The sequence below is a fragment of the Nonomuraea terrae genome, from assembly GCF_044465245.1.
Lineage (GTDB): Bacteria > Actinomycetota > Actinomycetes > Streptosporangiales > Streptosporangiaceae > Nonomuraea > Nonomuraea terrae.
The window spans coordinates 209,786-228,745 of record NZ_JBITLL010000005.1; the positions used below are offsets into that span (position 1 = coordinate 209,786).

General features: G+C 72.0%; 17 protein-coding genes, 3 tRNA genes and 1 pseudogene. 12 read left to right on the plus strand and 9 right to left on the minus strand.

What is annotated here, in order from left to right; genetic code table 11:
- Window positions 1-78 precede the first annotated feature (78 nt).
- A complete protein-coding gene (locus ACIBP6_RS24725; protein ID WP_132618664.1) occupies window positions 79-483 on the plus strand; it encodes a GlcG/HbpS family heme-binding protein in 405 nt (134 codons plus the stop codon).
- A 103-nt stretch (window positions 484-586) separates the two neighbouring features.
- Entirely contained in the window at window positions 587-892 is a 306-nt protein-coding gene (gene mihF / locus ACIBP6_RS24730; RefSeq protein ID WP_111183576.1) for an integration host factor, actinobacterial type, read from the plus strand.
- 256 nt (window positions 893-1,148) lie between these two features.
- Here the strand turns inward: mihF and ACIBP6_RS24735 are convergent, their stop codons facing one another.
- Both ACIBP6_RS24735 and ACIBP6_RS24740 read right to left on the minus strand, forming a co-directional pair.
- Window positions 1,149-1,796, minus strand: coding sequence for a response regulator transcription factor (locus tag ACIBP6_RS24735; RefSeq protein WP_132618662.1), 648 nt, complete (start codon window positions 1,794-1,796; stop codon window positions 1,149-1,151).
- Window positions 1,787-3,037: a sensor histidine kinase gene (locus ACIBP6_RS24740; protein ID WP_397055724.1), complete on the minus strand. Its 1,251-nt coding sequence runs from the start codon at window positions 3,035-3,037 to the stop codon at window positions 1,787-1,789. Before ACIBP6_RS24740 ends, ACIBP6_RS24735 begins: the two co-directional genes overlap by 10 nt.
- 183 nt (window positions 3,038-3,220) lie before the next feature.
- Between ACIBP6_RS24740 and ACIBP6_RS24745 the strand changes: the two genes are divergently transcribed.
- From ACIBP6_RS24745 to ACIBP6_RS24760, 4 genes are all read left to right on the plus strand, one after another.
- Complete coding sequence (locus ACIBP6_RS24745; RefSeq protein WP_397055726.1) at window positions 3,221-4,510, plus strand: acyltransferase; 1,290 nt, start codon at window positions 3,221-3,223, stop codon at window positions 4,508-4,510.
- 6 nt (window positions 4,511-4,516) lie between these two features.
- The gene (locus ACIBP6_RS24750; RefSeq protein WP_397055727.1) at window positions 4,517-5,002 is read left to right on the plus strand and encodes a GNAT family N-acetyltransferase; all 486 of its coding nucleotides are present in this window, start codon (window positions 4,517-4,519) and stop codon (window positions 5,000-5,002) included.
- A gap of 61 nt (window positions 5,003-5,063) precedes the next feature.
- Window positions 5,064-7,571, plus strand: coding sequence for a DEAD/DEAH box helicase (locus ACIBP6_RS24755; RefSeq protein ID WP_397057074.1), 2,508 nt, complete (start codon window positions 5,064-5,066; stop codon window positions 7,569-7,571).
- 178 nt (window positions 7,572-7,749) lie between these two features.
- Complete coding sequence (locus tag ACIBP6_RS24760) at window positions 7,750-8,244, plus strand: DUF2087 domain-containing protein (protein WP_397055729.1); 495 nt, start codon at window positions 7,750-7,752, stop codon at window positions 8,242-8,244.
- Between the two features lie 81 nt (window positions 8,245-8,325).
- Here ACIBP6_RS24760 and ACIBP6_RS24765 read toward each other — a convergent pair whose 3' ends face one another.
- The 6 genes and pseudogenes from ACIBP6_RS24765 to ACIBP6_RS24790 all read right to left on the minus strand — a co-directional run bounded on the left by ACIBP6_RS24765 (window position 8,326) and on the right by ACIBP6_RS24790 (window position 12,498).
- Window positions 8,326-8,697 carry a tyrosine-protein phosphatase gene (locus tag ACIBP6_RS24765; protein WP_397055731.1) on the minus strand — a complete coding sequence of 124 codons (372 nt, stop codon included), beginning with the start codon at window positions 8,695-8,697 and terminating at the stop codon, window positions 8,326-8,328.
- An 80-nt stretch (window positions 8,698-8,777) separates the two neighbouring features.
- Window positions 8,778-8,966 (minus strand): annotated as a pseudogene (locus tag ACIBP6_RS24770) (hypothetical protein); the annotation flags it as partial.
- Entirely contained in the window at window positions 8,963-9,337 is a 375-nt protein-coding gene (locus ACIBP6_RS24775; RefSeq protein WP_397055733.1) for a hypothetical protein, read from the minus strand. The pseudogene ACIBP6_RS24770 and the gene ACIBP6_RS24775, both read right to left, overlap by 4 nt.
- Window positions 9,334-9,633, minus strand: coding sequence for a hypothetical protein (locus ACIBP6_RS24780; protein WP_397055735.1), 300 nt, complete (start codon window positions 9,631-9,633; stop codon window positions 9,334-9,336). Before ACIBP6_RS24780 ends, ACIBP6_RS24775 begins: the two co-directional genes overlap by 4 nt.
- A 33-nt stretch (window positions 9,634-9,666) precedes the next feature.
- Window positions 9,667-11,196, minus strand: a complete 1,530-nt coding sequence (locus tag ACIBP6_RS24785; RefSeq protein WP_397055737.1) for an alkaline phosphatase D family protein — start codon at window positions 11,194-11,196, stop codon at window positions 9,667-9,669.
- Window positions 11,197-11,448: 252 nt separating this feature from the next.
- A complete protein-coding gene (locus ACIBP6_RS24790; protein ID WP_397055739.1) occupies window positions 11,449-12,498 on the minus strand; it encodes a helix-turn-helix domain-containing protein in 1,050 nt (349 codons plus the stop codon).
- 41 nt (window positions 12,499-12,539) lie between these two features.
- Between ACIBP6_RS24790 and ACIBP6_RS24795 the strand changes: the two genes are divergently transcribed.
- The gene (locus ACIBP6_RS24795; RefSeq protein WP_397055740.1) at window positions 12,540-13,319 is read left to right on the plus strand and encodes a phytanoyl-CoA dioxygenase family protein; all 780 of its coding nucleotides are present in this window, start codon (window positions 12,540-12,542) and stop codon (window positions 13,317-13,319) included.
- A 72-nt stretch (window positions 13,320-13,391) separates the two neighbouring features.
- Here ACIBP6_RS24795 and dusB read toward each other — a convergent pair whose 3' ends face one another.
- Window positions 13,392-14,501, minus strand: coding sequence for a tRNA dihydrouridine synthase DusB (gene dusB / locus ACIBP6_RS24800; RefSeq protein ID WP_397055741.1), 1,110 nt, complete (start codon window positions 14,499-14,501; stop codon window positions 13,392-13,394).
- A gap of 82 nt (window positions 14,502-14,583) precedes the next feature.
- Between dusB and ACIBP6_RS24805 the strand changes: the two genes are divergently transcribed.
- The 5 genes from ACIBP6_RS24805 to ACIBP6_RS24825 all read left to right on the plus strand — a co-directional run bounded on the left by ACIBP6_RS24805 (window position 14,584) and on the right by ACIBP6_RS24825 (window position 18,948).
- On the plus strand, window positions 14,584-15,219 hold the full coding sequence (locus ACIBP6_RS24805; protein ID WP_397055742.1) for an ACT domain-containing protein: 636 nt from the start codon (window positions 14,584-14,586) through the stop codon (window positions 15,217-15,219).
- 75 nt (window positions 15,220-15,294) lie between these two features.
- Window positions 15,295-15,366 (plus strand) — tRNA-Gly (locus ACIBP6_RS24810).
- A gap of 18 nt (window positions 15,367-15,384) precedes the next feature.
- Window positions 15,385-15,458: transfer RNA gene (locus ACIBP6_RS24815), tRNA-Cys, on the plus strand.
- Window position 15,459: 1 nt separating this feature from the next.
- Window positions 15,460-15,534: transfer RNA gene (locus ACIBP6_RS24820), tRNA-Val, on the plus strand.
- A gap of 180 nt (window positions 15,535-15,714) precedes the next feature.
- The gene (locus ACIBP6_RS24825; RefSeq protein WP_397055744.1) at window positions 15,715-18,948 is read left to right on the plus strand and encodes an amidase family protein; all 3,234 of its coding nucleotides are present in this window, start codon (window positions 15,715-15,717) and stop codon (window positions 18,946-18,948) included.
- Window positions 18,949-18,960: the final 12 nt, after the last annotated feature.

The following is an 18,960-nucleotide window of genomic DNA, read 5'->3' on the forward strand; positions in this document are numbered from 1 at the left end:
CTTCCTCGGCCCGTCCCGGGGCGGCAGGCTGGGAAGGGTTCCGATGCCCGAAAAAATCTTGAGCCGGGGGCGTACCGCGTGAATCTCGAACTCGCGCTCCGCATGACGGAGGCGGCCGTGAAGCAGGCGTTCCGCGAGGGCGCGGCGATCTCCGTCGCGGTCGTCGACGAGGGCGGAAATCTGGTGTCTTTCCAGCGTATGGAGGGTGCGGAGATCTCCGGGCCGGTGCTCGCGCCGGGCAAGGCGTACACCGCCGTGGCCCTGCGCCGGCCCACCTCGGAACTGGCCGCGCTGACCGCTCCCGGAAGGGAGCTGGCGGGTCTGGCGGGCGGCCGGTTCGTCTGTTTCGGCGGTGGCGTTCCGTTGTGGTCCGGTTACGGAACGGGAGACCGCGTGGTCGGCGGTGTGGGGGTCAGCGGCGGCACGGTCGCGCAGGACGTGGCGTGCGCGGAGGCGGCCGAGTCGGTGTGGCGAACCCGCTGAGCGCCCGCTTTCCGCAACACGAACCGCTGGTATCCGTCATGATTAGCCACTGCACCACGGGTATCAGAACCCGAACGTAAAAATCCCCGAGGAGAGAACTGAGATGGCACTTCCCACTCTCACCCCCGAGCAGCGTCAAGCCGCTCTGGCCAAGGCAGCCGAGGCTCGTGCCGCCCGCACGGCCCTGCTGGCGAAGGTCAAGGCGGGCGAGATGACGTTCGCTCAGCTGCTCGAGCGCGACGACGACATCGCGAAGAAGATCAAGGTCTCCCAGGCGCTGCGCGCCGTCAAGGGCGTCGGTCCGGCCAAGGCGACCGCGCTGATGGAGGAGGCGGGCGTCGACGAGAAGCGCCGCCTCGGCGGCCTGGGCGCCCAGCAGCGCAAGAAGCTGGTCGACGCGCTCGGCTGACCCCGGGCGGCCAGGTCCGCGCGCGGCGCGCGCGGACCGGCCAGTGACCTTTCAGCGGCCAGGAGGGACCGGCGAGCGGAACCCCTCGCTCCCCGGCGGGCCGGGCTGAAGGGCACCCCGCAGGAACGCGGATGCGGAAGCAGACGGCGACCTGCGGGACATGCAGGGACAACACCGCGGCGACGCCCAGGGGGACGGACCGGCAGACGAGGCCGGGGCGCAGGGCGGATCGCCGCGGAACACCCCCGTAGAACCGTCAGGAGCGCAGATAGGTCAGGACGGCGAGCACGCGGCGATGCTGGTCGGCGTCGTCGGCGTAGAGGCCGAGCTTGCTGAAGATGCTCCTGATGTGCTTCTCCACGGCCCCGTCGCTGATGACGAGCTGCCGCCCGATCGCCGGGTTGGACCTGCCCTCGGCCATCAGCCCGAGCACCTCGCGCTCGCGCGGCGTGAGCTGGGCCAGCGGGTCGTCCTTGCGTCTGCGCACCATCAACTGGGACACCACCTGAGGGTCGAACACGGTGCCGCCCGCGGCCACCCGCCGCAGGCCCTCCAGGAACTCGTCGACGTCGACGACCCGGTCTTTCAGCAGGTAGCCCACCGCGCCGCGGGCGTCGGCGAGCAGGTCGTCGGCGTAGGAGACCTCGACGTACTGCGACAGGATGAGCACCGGCGCCCCCGGGACCCTGCGCCGGGCCTCGACGGCCGCCTTGAGCCCCTCGTCGGTGAACGACGGCGGCATGCGCACGTCGACCACCGACACGTCGGGCACGTGCTCGGCGATCGCCTCGACGAGCGCGGTGCCGTCGCCGACGGTGGCCACCACCTCGCAGCCGAACTCCTCCAGCAACCTGACCAGGCCCTCCCTGATCAGCACCGCGTCATCGGCCACGACTACGCGCACGGCACCTCCGCCACGATCACCGTGGGCCCCCCGTCGGGCGACTGCACGGTCAGCTCCCCGTCGACCGCGCGGAGCCGGTCGGCCAGTCCGGCGAGCCCATGTCCCTTGGCGACGTGTGCGCCGCCGACCCCATCATCCCCGATCGTGAGCATGAGGACGCCGCCCACGCGGACGAGCTGGATGGTGCAGACGGTCGCCCGGCTGTGTTTGGCCACGTTGGTGAGGGTCTCGGCGCAGACGAAGTAGATCGCGTTCTCGACGGCCGCCTGGTAGCGCTCGGTGGTCTGCACGTCGAGGTCCACCGGCACGGTGCAGCGCCCGGCCAGCGCGGCGAGCGCGGGCGCGAGACCGCGGTCGGACAGGATGGGCGGCGCGATGCCGCGCGAGAGCGCGCGCAGCTCGTCGAGCGTCTCGCGGGTGGCGGTGATCGCCGACTTGATCGTGGCCTGCGCGGCCTCGGGGTCCTTGGCCAGCTGCCGCTGCGCCCGTGACAGCTCCATGGCCAGGGAGACCAGGCGCTGCTGCGGCCCGTCGTGGATGTCGCGCTCCAGCTTGCGCAGCGCGTTGGCCTCGGCGGAGACCGCGGCGGCCCGGCCCTCCGCCAGGTCGTCGATGCGCTCCTGCAGCTCGGCCACGCCGGTCAGCAGCGCCCGCCCGAGCCCCGCCCGCAGCAGCGCCGCCCCGCGTACCACGAACGGCAGCAGCAGCATGAAGAAGAGACCGAGGGCGACGTAGAAGACCACGTTGACCAGGTAGCTGCCGTCGCCGATGCCGAGCAGCTCGGGCAGCTCCATGCTGCCGGGGATCTGCATGAGGAAGATGCCGTAGATCGGCCAGGCGAGCCCGGCGATCGGGATCGCCCAGAACACGACGGTCAGGGCGAACGCCACGATCGCGAACGGCAGGTTGATGACGCCGTGCAGCAGGTCGAGCCAGGACTGCCCGCTCGTCAGCGGGTTGATCAGCCGGCGGAACCGGCCGGCGCCAGGGGGCGCGGGCTTGTACCGGGGCCGTACGGGAGGGCGTTTGAGCACGTCGGACAGCCAGCCGCGCTCGGCGTCGGCGAAGCCCCGCGCCACCAGGAGCGTGCCGGCGAGCAGAGGCAGGCCGATCCAGACCACCGTGGTGCCGACGCCGGCGGCGAAGCCCGCGATCATCAGCACGAAGCCGATCAACGCCGTCGGGAAGCCCACCAGCGTGTAGCGGGTGTCGAGGAGGACACGCCTCATCAGGGAGCGCATGGGGCAACCGTATGACGGCGCCGCGCCCGGCACGAGCGGGTGCGCAGGCCTCCGAGGGTAGGGCTGGCCCTACCAGGACCGGTGGTGGGTCCTCGACCGCGAAAGGGCGGCTCGCGGCAATGTGCGGCGGCGGCCCGGACGGAAGCCTTGAGTCATCCCGCTCCCCCGCGAATCGAGGCCCCCATGACCGTCCTGGTGGACCGCCCACCTGCCGCGCAGCCGCGCGGCCGGGCCCGCGACCCGTTCCTCGACCTGTTGCGGGTGGCCGGCATGGCGCTCGTCGTACTGCAGCACTGGACGATCCCGGTGCTGGTGTACGACGGCGTCCGGCTGAGCGCGGGCAACGCGCTCTCCACGCCGGGCGTGTGGGTGGTGACGTGGCTCAGCCAGGTGATGCCGCTGGTGTTCTTCGCGGGCGGCGCGGCGAACGCGATCGGCTTCGAGCGCTCGGGCACGGCCCCGCAGGCATGGCTGGCGGTGCGGCTGCGGCGGCTGGTCTGGCCGCTGCTGCCGCTGGCGGCGGTGTGGATCCCGCTCCCCCACGTCCTGCTGACGCTGGGCGTGCCGGAGCAGCCGCTGGAGATGGGGGCGCGGCTGACCGGCCAGCTGCTGTGGTTCCTGGCCGTGTACCTGGTGGCCGTCACCGTGACGCCGTACGCGCTGCGCCTGCACGCGCGCCACGGCTGGCGCGTCCCCGCGGCTCTGGCCGCCGGGGCGGCGCTGACGGACGTGGCGCGCTTCGCGACCGGGGTCGAGGCGGTGGGCTACCTGAACGTGGTGTTCGTCTGGCTGGCCGTGCACCAGCTCGGCTTCTTCTACGCCGAGGGACGTCTGCGGCGCGCGTGGGCCCTCGCGGCGGGCGGCTTCGTGGCGGCGGCCCTGCTGGTGGCCTTCGGCCCCTACCCGGGCAGCATGATCGGCCTGCCCGGCGCGGAGATGTCGAACATGGCCCCGCCCACGCTCGCCGTCCTGGCCGTCGGTCTCGGTCAGGTGGGTCTGGCCGTGCTGCTGCGCCCGTGGCTGGTGCGGCTGCCGTACGGGCGCCTGCTGGACTGGGCGGGACCGCGGATCATGACGGTGTACCTGTGGCACATGCCGGCCCTGTTCGCGGTCACCGGCGTCGTGGTGGTCCTGCTCGGCGTGGACACGCCGGCGCCGGGCAGCCTCGGGTGGTTCGCCGGGTGGCCGGTCTGGTTCGGTCTGCTGTGCCTGGTCATGTGGCCGCTGCTGAAGGGCTTCGCGCGCTTCGAGACGCCGCCGGCGCTGCCGTACGGGATGCCGGGGACGGGCGGCACGCTGGCGGCGGCCGGGCTCGCGGGCGGCGGGGTGCTGGCGCTGACCGTGGGCGGGTTCGCGCCCGGCGCCGGGCCGTTCCTCGCGGTGCTCGCGCTGCTGGGTGGCCTGCTGATGACGGCGCCCCGCACGGGCGAGCGGTCCCGGGACACCCGTGCGGCGGGGGGCTCGGCACAATAGCGTCACATGACGAAGATCCGCCCGCTCGCCGACGCCGACCTGCCCGCCGTCGCGGAGCTCTACGCCCACTACGTGACCGGTACGGTCGCCACGTTCGACGAGACGCCGCCCGGGATCGAGGAGTGGCGGAAGAAGGCGGCGACCGGGCTGCCGTTCCTCGTGGCGGAGGTGGACGGCGAGGTCGCCGGATACGCCTACCTGTCCCAGTACCGCCCGAAGCCCGCCTACCGGCACACGCTGGAGGTCAGCATCTACCTCGCCCCCGGGCGCACCGGGCAGGGGCTCGGGCGGCTGCTGCTCGGCGCGCTGGTCGAGCGGGCGCGGGAGATTCCGGCCCGCCAGCTCGTCGCGGTGATCGCGGACTCCGGCGATCCGGCGTCGGCGCGGCTGCACGCGGCGTTCGGGTTCGAGGAGGCGGGCCGTCTGAAGGCCGTGGGGTTCAAGCACGGGCGCTGGGTCGACACCGTGCTGTTCCAGCTGGACCTGGGATGAACGCCGCGATTTGACCGCGGTGGGCGGCGGGCGGTTCGACCACCCGGCAAACTTCGGCAGGATAGATGTCGTGAGCCTTCTCATAGATCGCCTGCCCGAGGACATCGACGCCGATCCCGACGCCATCTTCGACGCGTTCGTCGCGTGGAACACCGAGCGGGGGCTCACGCTCTATCCTGCCCAGGAGGAGGCCCTCATCGAGGTGGTCTCCGGCAACAACCTGATCCTGGCCACGCCGACGGGCTCCGGCAAGTCGCTGGTGGCGGCCGGCGCCCACTTCGCCGCGCTGACGCGCGACCAGCGCACCTTCTACACCGCCCCCATCAAGGCGCTGGTGTCGGAGAAGTTCTTCGACCTGTGCGCGATCTTCGGCACCGCGAACGTCGGCATGATGACGGGCGACGCGAGCGTCAACCCCGGCGCGCCGATCATCTGCTGCACCGCCGAGATCCTGGCCAACGTGGCGCTGCGCGACGGAGCCGCGGCCGACGTCGCCCAGGTCGTGATGGACGAGTTCCACTTCTACGCCGAGCCCGACCGCGGCTGGGCCTGGCAGGTGCCGCTGCTGGAGCTGCCCAACGTGCAGTTCATCCTGATGTCGGCCACGCTCGGCGACGTGTCGATGTTCGAGCGCGACCTGACCCGCCGCACCGGCCGGCCGACGGCCGTGGTCAAGAACGCCGAGCGCCCGGTGCCGCTGGTCTACTCCTACCGGATGACGCCGCTGCACGAGTCGCTGGAGGAGATGCTCAAGACCGGCCAGGCGCCCGTCTACGTCGTGCACTTCACCCAGGCCGCGGCGATGGAGCGGGCCCAGTCGCTGATGTCGATCAACATGGCGACGAAGGCCGAGAAGGAGGCCATCGCCACCATGATCGGCGGGTTCCGGTTCACCACCCGGTTCGGGCGGGCGCTGTCGCGGCTGGTCCGCCACGGCATCGGCGTCCACCACGCCGGCATGCTGCCGAAGTACCGCCGCCTGGTGGAGCGGCTGGCCCAGGCCGGGCTGCTCAAGGTCATCTGCGGCACCGACACCCTCGGCGTCGGTGTCAACGTGCCGATCCGCACGGTCCTGTTCACCGCGCTGTCGAAGTACGACGGCACGAAGGTGCGGCGGCTGCGCGCCCGCGAGTTCCACCAGATCGCCGGCCGGGCGGGCCGGGCCGGCTTCGACACCATCGGCTACGTCGCCTGCCAGGCCCCCGAGCACGACATCGAGAACGCCAAGGCGCTCGCCAAGATCGGCGACGACCCCAAGCGGCGGCGCGGCTACGCCCGCAAGAAGCCGCCGGAGGGCTTCGTCGGCTGGAGCGAGGAGACGTTCCAGAAGCTCCAGGACGCCGAGCCCGAGCCGCTCGCCTCCCGGTTCAAGGTCAGCAACGCGATGCTGCTCGCGGTCATCAACCGTCCGGGCGACTGCTTCCAGGCGATGAAGCACCTGCTGACCGACAACCACGAAGACCGCAAGTGGCAGCGGCGGCACATCAGCCAGGCCATCGCCATCTACCGCTCGCTGCTGGCCGGCGGCATCGTCGAGCAGTTCCCCGAGCCCGACGAGCAGGGCCGGCGGGCCCGGCTGACGATCGACCTGCAGGAGGACTTCGCGCTCAACCAGGCGCTGTCGACGTTCGCGCTGGCGGCGTTCGAGCTGCTCGACCGGGAGTCGCCGTCGTACGCGCTCGACATGGTCTCGATCGTCGAGTCGGTCCTCGACGACCCGCGCCAGATCCTGTCCGCCCAGCTGAAGAAGGCCAGGGGCGAGGCGGTCGCGGAGATGAAGGCCGACGGCATCGAGTACGAAGAGCGCATGGAGCGGCTGGCCGAGGTCATGTACCCGATGCCGCTGGAGGACCTGCTGCTCGGCGCGTACGAGACGTACCGGCACGGCCATCCGTGGGTCGGCGACTACACCGTCAGTCCCAAGTCCGTGGTGCGCGACATGTACGAGCGGGCCATGACGTTCGGCGACTACATCCAGTTCTACGAGCTGACCCGCTCCGAGGGCACGGTGCTGCGCTACCTGGCCGACGCCTACCGCACCCTGTCGCGCACGGTCCCCGAGCACCTCAAGACCGAGGACCTGGTCGACCTCATCGAGTGGCTCGGTGAGCTGGTCCGCCAGGTCGACTCGTCGCTGATCGACGAGTGGGAGAAGCTCACCAACCCGGCGGCGGCGCTGGAGGAGCAGGAGCAGCTCGAGACCAAGGTGCGGCCGGTCACCGCCAACCCGCGGGCCTTCCGCGTGCTGGTGCGCAACGCGATGTTCCGCCTGGTGGAGCTCTGCGCGCTGGAGAAGGAGGAGGAGCTGGGGGAGCTCGCCCCCGACGTCGACTGGGGCGCGGCGCTCGACGCCTACTACGACGAGCACGAGGAGATCCTCACCGACGCCGGCGCGCGCGGGCCCGCGCTGCTGCGCATCGAGGAGGAGAGCGGGCTGTGGAAGGTGCGCCAGACGATCAAGGATCCGGCCGGCGACGGCGACTGGGGCATCGACGCCCAGGTCGACCTGGCCGCCTCCGACGAGGAGGGCCGCGCGGTCCTGTACGTGACCGGCCTGAACCGCCTGTAGGGGTGACAAGCGGTGTGCCGGAACGGACTGGCAACGGACATCCCGGCACACGCCTGTCGATCTCAGTTTCGGGCGCGGAGCGTCAGGGTCGTGTCATGACCGTGTCCCGAGTTCGCGACATTCCCGAAATGATAAAGTTTGGCCGCAAATTTCGGCACAGCGAAGGGTGCAGCGGCGGGTGAACGACGAGGGGATCAGGCGCGTCCTGGGCCTGCTCTACCAGGACGAGACGTTGCGGACCTTCGCCGCCCTGGTGCTCGGCGAGGCCGGCGACCTGCCTCCGAAGGCGCTGCGCAAGCTGGAGGCCGGCGGCCTGGCCGCGCGCGACGACGGCGGCACGTGGCGGGCCACGCCGGAGCGCTTCCGCGAGCTGTTGCGCGCGCACGCCGAGCCGGCCGAGGAACTGAGCCCTGAGGAGCGGGTACTGCGCACGTTCCTGGTCGACGGCCGGCTGACGACCACGACGATGCGGCGCGACAAGCGACTGGTCGTGCTGCGCTACATCTCGCGGGTCTTCGAGCCCGGCGTGCGCTACCCGGAGAAGGACGTCAACGTGGCGCTGCGCGCCTTCCACGACGACTACGCCGCGCTTCGCCGCTACCTGGTGGACGAAGACCTGCTGTCCCGCGAGGGCAACGTCTACTGGCGCTCCGGCGGCCCGGTCGATCTCTGACCACCCCACGACGAGCGCCCGACCCGCGACCGGCCCCGCCGCACGGCGGCTCCATCCCGGCGCACGACGGAAGGCGCCCCGTCAGAGGGAGGTCAGGCGCGTGCGCAGGAGCGCGAGGTCGTCCAGGGACAGGCCGGCTTCCTGGAGGCAGGCCGCCGGTCCCCCGTAGCCGTCGTGGAGGTGGGCCGGCGTGGCGGCCGGCGTGGCGGCCGGCGTGGCGGCCGGCGTGGCGGCCGGCGTGGCGGCCATCGTGTCGGCCGTGACCTCGGCGAACAAGCGCCGTGAACGAGCCCGTGCCGGCTCGTCCCGCAGGGCGGCGAGGTGGTCGTCCTGGCGCAGGCAGGTGGCCGTGAGCGCGTAGTCGGCGGCGACCTCCCGCTCCGGCACGCCCGCCACGACCAACGCCAGCGCGGCCACCAGCCCCGTCCTGTCCTTGCCCGAGTGGCAGTGCACCACCACCGGCCCGGGCGGGGCGTACAGCGCACCACCACCGGCCCGGGCGGGGCGGGCGCGACGGCGGTCATCACCGCCGCGAACAACGGCGCGCCCCGGTCCAGGACGGCCCGATAGATCGCGGGCAGCGTCTCCCCCATCTCCTCCAGCACATCGTCCTCGTCCCGCAGCACGGGCAGGTGACACCACGGCGCGGAGCCCGCCAGCGGGCTGGGGTCGGCGGCGCACTCGGCGGCCAGCCGCAGGTCGGCGACGACGCCGAGCGTCACGCGCAGGTCGCGCAGCCGCCGCCCGAATGGCCCCGGTGTTGGTCCCCCGGGTGACGATCTCGCCGGTCCGACCCGGCTCCAGGACGGACGGTCGGCGCCGAGCTCCCCCGGGTCCACCCGAAAGTCACCAGCGGCGGCGCCTGCTCGCGGCTCTCCGACACGCGGAACATCAGGGCGGCGTGCGCCGGCACGGCCGGCTCGCCCTCGGAGGACGTGATCGCGCCGGTCCACAGGTCCTCGACCCGGTACCGGGCGTCGCCGAGCCGGGTGGAGAGGGTGGCGGCCCGGTCGCTCTCGTAGAACAGCACGATCGCCCGGTCACCGTTCTCCAGCGGCTTGGCCGGCACGTGATACCAGCCGTCGGACTTCACGAACCTGCCGTGGACACCCAGCCTGTCCGCCCCTTGCCGTGCAAGTGGTCGGCGAGCGCCTTGATGCCGCCGGAGAAGCGGCCGGGGTCGGGGGCGAGCGCGCCGTCGGAGCGCTGCGGTGCCTGCCGGCAGCCGTCGATGACGACGTACCGGTAGCCGAGCGGGGCGAGGGCGGCCTGGCGGAGCGCCGCCTCGCAGACCGAGCGGCCGAGCGCGCGGCTGCTCCAGCCCATGGGCGCGCCGGAGGCGGACTCCGCGGCGCTGGGTGACGCGACGAGGGGTCCAGCTGGGGGCATGGCGAGGAAGGTCGCCGCGGCCGTGATCACCTGTCAGGCCGGGTTGAGTGTCGGTTCGCCGGGCTCGATGACGAAAGAGCCGGAGGTGTAGGCGGGCGCGTACGGCTCGGTGATGCGGGACACCGAGCGGAAGTCGACCGTCATCTCCTGCTGGGTGAGCCGGGTGCGCACGTAGCCGCGGCGCCCGTTGAAGAACGTCACGTGCGGGTTCTCCCGCAGCAGGTTCCGCGTGTCGGGGTATTCGTCCAGGCCGTCGCCCTCGCTCGTCACGGACGTGGTGACCAGCTCGACGGCCACCGGCGGGGAGCCGGGGTCGCGGTGGTCGCGCCTGAGGTGGCCGGCCCAGTGCGCGTGCACGTCGCCGGTGAGCACGACGGCGTTGCGCTGATAGGCGCCGATGGCGGCCGCCAGGCGCTCGCGTGAGGCGACGTAGCCGTCCCAGCCCTCGTTCGAGTAGCCCTGGGCCGGGCCGTTCGCCCAGTCCATCTCCATGAGGAAGACCTGCTGGCCGAGCAGGTCCCAGGTGGCGCGCGAGTTCTTCAGCTCGCCGTCGAGCCAGGTCTCCTGCTCCTGGCCGAGGATGGTCCGGTTGGGCGCCAGGCGCTCCGCGCAGTCGGGGCCGATCGTACCGGTGCGGCCGGTGCAGGCGTACAGGTCGCGGTACTGGCGGGTGTCGAGCAGGTGCAGGTTGGCGACCGCGCCCCAGCGGATGCTCCGGTAGAGCCGCGCCGCCGCCCCGCGCGGCCGCTGGGCACGGCGCAGCGGCATGTTCTCGTAGTACGCGCGGAACGCCGCGGCCCTGCGCTGCCGGAACGGCGGGCCCGGCTCCGGGGCCGTCTCGCCGGCCCAGGCGTTGGCCACGTCGTGGTCGTCCCACACCACCGCCCAGGGGGCGACGGCGTGGGCGAGCTGCGTGTCGGGGTCGGCCTTGTGCTGGGCATGCCGCAGCCGGTACCCGGCCAGGTCGACGCACTCTCCCCCGGCCTGGTCGCGGACCGGGTGTCGGTAGTCGCCGTACTCGTAGACGTAGTCGCCGAGGAACGCGATCAGATCCGGCTCGTCCTCGGCCATCCTGCGGTACGCCGTGAACCACCCGGCCTGATAGTCGGCACACGACGCGAACGACAACGTCAACGGCGTGGAGCGGGTGCCCGGGAGGGGCGCGGTACGGGTACGCCCAACGGGCGAAATCTCCCCTTCGGCCCGAAACCGATAGAAGTACTCGGCCCCGGCGTCGAGCCCATCAAGCTCCACGTGCACGCTGTGCGCCCCCTCAGGCCGGGCGATCTCACAGCCGGAACGCACCACATGCCGAAAACACTCATCCCGCGCCACCTGCCACTGAACCTCCACCGCCCGCCCCGGCATCCCACCGAGCCCGTCCGGCGCGAGCGGCTCCACAGCCAGCCGCGTCCACAACACCACCCCATCGGGCGCCGGCTCCCCCGAAGCCACCCCCAACCGGAACGGCTCAACCGACCGTCCCCGCCGCACCCCCGCCCGCGCAGGCGAAGCTCTCAGTACAGCGCCGACCCCCAAGCCGACGCCCCCAGCGAAAAGCACACGCCGACTGATCAACAGCTGTCCTCACATGACCGGGTACTGCCTTCCGCGCCAGCCTGACCTGCCGTTTCTTGCGAAAAGCAGGCACCGGAAGACGTCCTCCTGAAAATCCGATGAAGTCCGGGTGCTGATCCCGGCCCCCGTCGACACCCCACCCGCCTCAGCCGGCGCCGCCTACGGAGACGGCTCGGGGCGCGGGAGCCGGGCGGCGGGCCGTACTTCCTCCTGAACGGCCGTCCCGCAGCCCTTCGCTCAGCCGGGCGCGGACCGGACGCGGGCGCGGTACTCGCGGGGCGGCACGCCGTACGCCCGCCTGAAGGCGCGGCTGAAGTGGAACGGGCTGACGAAGCCGCAGGCGGCGGCCACCTGGCCGACGTCCATGTCGGTGATCTCCAGCAGGCTCGCCGCATGGCGGACGCGGGCCTGGCGTACGGCGTGCATGGGGGTCCGGCCGGTCTCCGCGGCGAAGAGGTGGGCGAACCGGGAGGGTGAGAGGGCGACCGCGCGGGCGAGGGAGGCGACCGAGTGCGGCGCGGCCGGGTCGGCGGCGATGAGGGTGAGCACGCGGCGGATCCGTTCGTCTCCCTCCTCGGGCGTGCCGGCGCGGGGCCGCGCCGAGGCCGTGGCCAGCACCACCACCTCCTCCACGGCCCCGAGCACCAGCTCGCGTGCGGCCCCGCCGCCGACCACGACCGGCACCCGTCCCCCACCCGCGTACGGCGCGCCATCCGAACCCACAGCGCCGGCCGACTCCAGGAAGTCCCGCCGGACCGACAAGCCGCCCGGCTTCCACGCGTCGGCCGGCTCCCGCTCGACGGGGATGCCCTCGGAGGAGCTGGGCCGCACGGACGGTGTGCCGGTCAGTGCACCGGGCGGGACGGAGGGCGTGGCCGGGGTCCAGTGGGCGTCGTGGTGGGCGCGGACGAAGGCGGCGGCGATCCGTTCGCGTACCGCCCGTGGTACGCCGCTCACCAGGTGACAGCCGCCCTCGCGAGCGTACGGCGCGAGCCAGGCCGTCCAGCTCGCCCGTGGCTGGAAGTGCACCCACCAGAACCGCCACCGCCGCGCCCCCGGCGCCACCCGGTAGTGCTGGGCCGCTCCCGACGCCAGCACCGCCAGATCACCCGGCCCCACCTCGAACGACGTCCCACCCTGCGTGATCCGCCCCGCCCCGGCCTCGGTCCACATCAGCAACCAGCTGGGCGACCCGTACGACCGGCGCGTGGCATAGCCGGCCGGCTTGTCGTAGTGGCCGAGGATCATCACCTCGGCAGCAGGAACAGACAGGTCCTCAGCGGTCACAGGCATACCGTCGCACGGACCGGCTGCCTAGCGTGAGAGTCATGAGGCTCAACGACTTCCACGACCAGGGGTACGCGCTGGTGCCCGGCCTGCTCCGCCCCGAGGAGGTGGCCGGGCTGCGCGACACGTTCATGGCGATCCACGCGGCGGGCCCGATCCCCGGCCACTTCACGCCGCAGCCGCAGGACCCCGGCCGGCCCTACGACGTGCTGCGCGAGTATCCGCGCATCATGCACCCCCACCAGGTCAGCGACGTGGCCCTGCGCTACCTGCTGGACGCCCGGATCGCCGCGATCCTGCGCGAGCTGCTGGGCGAGGAGCCGATAGCAGCCCAGAGCATGTTCTACTTCAAGCCGCCGGGCGCCAGGGGCCAGGCGCTGCACCAGGACAACTTCTACCTCCGGGTCGAGCCGGGCACGTGTGTGGCCGCCTGGGTGGCTCTCGACCGGGTCGACCGCGCCAACGGCGGCCTGGAGGTCGTGCCCGGCACCCACCTGATGGACCTGTTCTGCCCCGAGGAGGCCGACCAGGACGCCTCGTTCACCCGCGAGTACGTGCCGCCGCCGCCCGGTCTCGACCGCGTCCCCGTGGACATGGACCCCGGCGACGTGCTGTTCTTCAACGGCAGCCTGGTGCACGGCTCCGAGCCGAACACCACGGCCGACCGCTTCCGCCGCAGCTTCATCTGCCACTACGCGGGCCGCTCGGCCGAGCGCATCGCGGAGTACTACCCGACCCTCACGATGACCGGCGAGCCCGTACGGCTGGAGCCGGCGATCGGCGGCGGACCCTGCGGCACGGAGATCACCGGCCCGCACTAGGCGGCCGGCCGGCGACGCCGAGCCCGCCCGCACCACGGCGGAACCCACCAGCCCGTACCGCGACGAAGGCGGTCAGCCGCCGGAGACGTCCGACTCCGCGTCCTGGGGCACGCCACAATCCCACGGGTCGTCCAGCCACCCGTCGGGCAGGTGCACCTTGGCGCGTTCGCCCGACTTGCCGCGCGGCGTGTCGGTGTTCGGCGGCCACGGCTCGTCGCGCTCCAGCTTGTCCAGGCCCGCCCGCAGCCCGTCGAGCGAATCGGCCGTGGCCAGCTCACGCCGCAGCTCGCTCCCGACCGTGAACCCCTTCAAGTACCACCCGACGTGCTTGCGGAAGTCGGAGATGGCCGACTTCTCCGCGTCGAAGCACCCGGTCAGCCCCTCGGCGTGCCGGAACATCACGTCGGCGACCTCGCCGAGCGTCGGCCGGGCCCGCTCGGAGCTGCCGTTGAACGCGTTCTCCAGGTCGCGGAACAACCACGGCCGACCCAGGCACCCGCGGCCGACCACGACCCCGTCGCACCCGGTCTGCCGCACCATCCGGAGAGCGTCGTCGGCGCACCAGATGTCGCCGTTGCCCAGCACCGGGATCTCCTGCACGGTCTCCTTCAGCCGGGCGATGGCCTCCCAGTCCGCGACGCCGCCGTAGTGCTGCCGCGCCGTGCGCGCGTGCAGCGCGACGGCGGCGACGCCCTCCTCGGCCGCGATCCGCCCGGCGTCGAGGTAGGTCAGGTGGTCGTCGTCGATGCCCTTGCGCATCTTGATCGTCACGGGCAGCGGCCCCGCGTTCGCCACCGCCGCCCGCAGGATGCGCCGCAGCAGATTCCGCTTGTACGGCAGCGCCGAGCCGCCCCCGCGGCGCGTCACCTTGGGCACGGGGCAGCCGAAGTTGAGGTCGATGTGGTCGGCGAGGTCCTCCTCGACGATCATCCGGACCGCCCGGCCCACGACGTCGGGGGCGACGCCGTACAGCTGGATGCTCCGGGGCCGCTCGGACTCGGCGAACCGGATCATCCGCATCGTCTTGACGTTGCGCTCGACGAGTGCCCGTGTAGTGATCATCTCGCAGACGAACAACCCCGCGCCCTGCTCCCGGCACAGCACCCGGAACGGCGCGTTCGTGATGCCCGCCATGGGCGCGAGCACCACGGGCGGCCATACCTCGATCGGCCCAATCTTCACACGCTCAGTTGTAGCGCAGGTCAGCCGGGAACCGGTATTTCGCAGATAGGCTGGGAAGCGGCATCTTCACGGGAGGGGATGGATGCTTCTTCGCGTTCGCGTGGCGTTGCCCGACAGGCCGGGATCGCTGGCGCAGGTCACCAAGGTCCTGGGCGCGGCGGGCGCCGACATCACCCAGGTGACCGTCCTCGACCGGGGCGACGGCCGGGCGATGGACGACATCACGGTCTTCTGCCCGGAGAGCACGCCGCGCGAGGCCCTCGTCAAGAGCCTGCAGAGCGTCGACGAGGTCACGATCGAAGGCATCTGGACCACCCGCGAGGCCCCCGGCACCTACCCGGAGCTGGAGATACTCAAATACATCACCACAGCCGGCGACCGGGCGCTGACCACGCTGGTCGACTCGCTGCCGGTCCTGTTCAGCGCCGACTGGGCCGCCACCACCGCGGGCTCCCGCCTCGTGTACGCCAGCTGGCGCGCGCCGCGGGAGATCGCCGTCCCCGACGAGGTGCCGTCCCGCCCGGTGGCGATGACGCTCGACGACGGCCTCCACCTGATCCACGCGCCGCTGCCGCCGCTGGCCCTGTCGCTGTTCCTGGCCCGTTCGGAGGGCCCGGCGTTCCACCGCATCGAGGTCCACCGCCTCACCCGCATCCTCGAGATCTTCCTGAGCCTCCCGGCGACCGAGCGCAGCGTGGCCCGTCAGCTGCGTAAGTAGGCGCCTCGTCACCCTCGCGTGGCCGTGCGGTAAGCATCTGGTCGAAAAACCCGCTAGAGTAGGGCACGCAACAGCGCGGAAGTGGCTCAGGGGTAGAGCATCACCTTGCCAAGGTGAGGGTCGCGGGTTCGAATCCCGTCTTCCGCTCGGAGTGGGAAATGACTCGGTGGCGTGGCCGAGAGGCGAGGCAGCGGCCTGCAAAGCCGTCCACACGGGTTCAAATCCCGTCGCCACCTCCAAGGACGATTAGCTCAGCGGGAGAGCGCTTCCCTGACACGGAAGAGGTCACTGGTTCAATCCCAGTATCGTCCACCACCCGAAAGGCCCCGGCTCGAAGAGACCGGGGCCTTTCGCCGTCCTCGGGGGCGACCCAAAGGCAACCCGTACGCTTTGGGGTAATGTGTCACGTTTCACTCTGGGAAACGTGATCGACACGCGGCGGAAACTGATCATCTATACGTTCACGCGCAATTCCTGATTTCTCAAGGAGCGTGTGTGCTCACATCCCGCAGGACCCTCGCCGTCTTAACCAGCCTCGCGGTCACCGCCACTCTCACCATCGCCGTCACCACGCCACCCGCCGTCGCCAAGCCCAAGCCCGCCCTCGACCTCGAGACCCTCACAGGGGTGGAGGCCGTGGCGCTGATGGAGCGGGGACGGCTCACCTCCGTGGAGCTCACCCAGGCCTACATCGACCGGATCAACGCTCTCAACAAGCGGGGTCCAGGGCTGAACGCCGTGACGCAGCTCAACCGCGACGCGCTGAAGGAGGCCGCGCAGGCCGACCTGCGGCGCCGGCGCGGGCAGCCGCTGGGCCCGGCCGACGGGCTGCCCGTGCTGCTCAAGGACCTCATCGACGTCAAGGGCATGTACACCTCGGCGGGCAACTACTCGCTGCGGAACTCGTACCCGGCGACGGACGCGCCCGTCACCAGGAAGCTGCGCGAGAGCGGCGTGGTCATCCTGGGCAAGGTGGGCCTGTCGGAGTTCGCCAACAGTTTCGGCTCCCAGCCGTCCGGGTTCGGCAACCTCACCGGGCAGGTGCTGCACGGTCTCGACACCGACCAGAACCCGAGCGGCTCCTCCTCCGGCACGGGCACCGCCATGGCGGCGGCCATGTCCACGCTCGGCATCGGCACGGAGACGTCCGGCTCGATCATCAGCCCGTCCAACGCGCAGAGCCTGGTCGGGCTCCGGCCGACCGTGGGGCTGGTGCCGGCGGCCGGCATCGCGCCGATCCTCGCCTCGCAGGACACCGCGGGACCGATGACGCGTACGGTGTCGGACGCGGCGCTGACGCTGGCCTCGATCGCCGGGACCGACCCCGAGAACGACGCCGCGTACGCCGCGGTCTTCGGGCCCGACTACCTGGAGTCGGGGGTCGTCCCGCCGCCTCCGGCGGAGCTGCCCGACTACCTGAAGGCGCTGGACGCGAACTTCGTCCGGGGCAAGAAGATCGGCTACAACGGCAACCTCACGGAGGGCAGCCCGCTCAAGACGGCGTACGACGCGCTGGTGGCGGCGGGCGCGATCATGGTGCCGCGGCCGACGGTGGCGGTGGGAGAGATCCCGAGCCTGCCCTCCGGTTACGAGCAGCACAAGACGATCGACGAGTACTACGCGCGGCTCGGCCCGCAGGCGCCGATCAAGTCGCTGGCCGAGGAGGTGGCCGACAACCAGGCCAACGCCCACCAGGCCCTGAAGTACGGCAACAGCCGCCACCTCAGTGCCGTGGAGTCCGACATCACGTCCGGCGGGGCCAACGAGACGGCGTACCGGGAGAACCTGAAGGTCCGCAAGGCGGCCTACCACAAGGCCATCGACACGATGCTGACCTACCCCGGCTCCGACCCGGCGCAGCCGGCGGATCCGGTCATCGCGATCCTCGGCAGCGTGCCGAGCGGGGCGCAGGCGGGGTACCCCGCGATCACCGTCCCGATGGGATACAACGCCACGAACCGCCGCGCTCAGGCGGTGCAGGTGCACGGCGGCGCGTACGACGAGCTCGACCTGCTCGGCGTCGCGTACGTCATCGAGCGGGCCACCAGGCTGCGGCAGCCCGCCTCGCAGGTGAACCCGAGCATGTACCGGTGCGCGGCGACCGTGCCCGCGCCGCCGTACTCCAGGCGCGGTGCCTGCAACCCCGACTATGACGCCGTCATGAAGCTGATCGGCGGCAAGCCGGTGACGCTGCCGTTCTCGCTGGAGACGGAGTCGGCGCGGAGCCTGTCGGAGCGGCTGGCCGCCCGCACGCTCACCTCGGAGCAGCTCGTCAAGGCCTACCTCTACCGGATCGCCCTGACCAACGCCGAGGGCCCGGCCGTCCAGGCCGTACGCGCGATCAACAAGGACGCGGTCAAGGAGGCCCGGGCGCTCGACCGGGAGCGCGGCAGGAAGAAGACCCGGGTGGGGCCGCTGTACGGCGTGCCGGTGCTGCTCAACGACGGTTTCGACGTGGCCGGAATGGAGACCACGGGCGGCTCGATCGCGCTGCAGGACCACGAGCCGCGCCGCGACTCGACCGTGGTCGCCAAGCTGCGGCAGGCCGGGGCGATCATCCTCGGCAAGACCAACATCACCGAGCTGAACGGCCTCTTCGACACCGACCTGCCGGAAGGGTACTCCTCGCTCGGCGGCCAGGTGCTGCTGCCGTCCGACACCGACAAGACCCCGGCGGGCTCATCCGCCGGTTCGGCGGCGGCCACGGCAGCGGGGCTGGCGGCGTTCACCGTCGGCATGGAGTCCTCGACCGACACGGCGCAGCTGCTGGCACCGGCGGACGTGGCCGGCGTCGTCGGGCTGAAGCCCACGACGGGCCTGGTCAGCCGGGCCGGCGTGCTGCCGGTCGCCAGGTCGCAGGACACACCAGGCCCGATCGCCCGCACCGTGTACGACGCCGCGGGCGCGCTCACGGCGATGGCCGGGCCGGACCGGTCCGACCCGGCGACCGCGGACGCGCCGGTCAAGGACTACACCGCGGGGCTGTCGGACGACGCCCTGCGGGGTAAGCGGATCGCCGTCGTCGCCGGCGGGGCGGAGCCGTACCGGGCGATGGTCTCGGCCCTGGAGTCGCTCGGCGCCACCGCCACCCAGGTGGAGGTCGGCGCCCCGAGCCCGGACCCGGCGGGCGTGGTGCAGCGGGAGTTCGAGCGTGATCTGAACGCGTACCTGTCCGAAGGGCGCCGCGGCGCCGGCTCACTGCGGGAGATCATCGACTACAACGCCGCCAACCCCGTGGAGGGACTGAAGTACCAGCAGGCTCAGCTGATCGAGGCCGAGGCCGTCGACCTGTCCGACCCTGCCACCGCCGAGGCCTACCGGACCGACCTGGAGGCGGGACGGGCGTCCACGCGGGCGCTGATCGACGGCATCCTGACCAACGGCACCCCGGAGCCGTCGGACGACTTCGACGCCGTCATGGTGCCGAGCGGCGACGCCCTCGTCGGCCACGCCGACCGGGCGGGCTACCCGGCGCTGACGATCCCCGCCGGGTACGGCGCGACGACCACCTCGGCCGGCCGCAACCCGGTCGGTGTCACGTTCGTCGGCACGGCGTACAGCGAGGCCACCCTCCTCGCCGGCGCCTACGCCCTGGAGCAGGCGACCGGCGTCCGCCAGGCGCCGAGCCACACCAACCCCAGCATGTGGCGCTGCGTGCCCGGCAGCGCCTTCTTCACCGGCGAGTTCTGCCACCCGGGTGACCGTCTCCTGACGGAATCCCGGCGCTGACACCGGTCGGCC

What these genes read in the sequence shown, in the direction of transcription:
- ACIBP6_RS24780 (WP_397055735.1), bottom strand. Translation starts at nt 9,633, where the DNA reads ATGCCCCCAGCTGGACCCCTCGTCGCGTCACCCAGCGCCGCGGAGTCC.
- ACIBP6_RS24745 (WP_397055726.1), top strand. Translation starts at nt 3,221, where the DNA reads ATGACCGTCCTGGTGGACCGCCCACCTGCCGCGCAGCCGCGCGGCCGG.
- ACIBP6_RS24740 (WP_397055724.1), bottom strand. Translation starts at nt 3,037, where the DNA reads ATGCGCTCCCTGATGAGGCGTGTCCTCCTCGACACCCGCTACACGCTG.
- ACIBP6_RS24805 (WP_397055742.1), top strand. Translation starts at nt 14,584, where the DNA reads ATGCTTCTTCGCGTTCGCGTGGCGTTGCCCGACAGGCCGGGATCGCTG.
- ACIBP6_RS24750 (WP_397055727.1), top strand. Translation starts at nt 4,517, where the DNA reads ATGACGAAGATCCGCCCGCTCGCCGACGCCGACCTGCCCGCCGTCGCG.
- ACIBP6_RS24795 (WP_397055740.1), top strand. Translation starts at nt 12,540, where the DNA reads ATGAGGCTCAACGACTTCCACGACCAGGGGTACGCGCTGGTGCCCGGC.
- mihF (WP_111183576.1), top strand. Translation starts at nt 587, where the DNA reads ATGGCACTTCCCACTCTCACCCCCGAGCAGCGTCAAGCCGCTCTGGCC.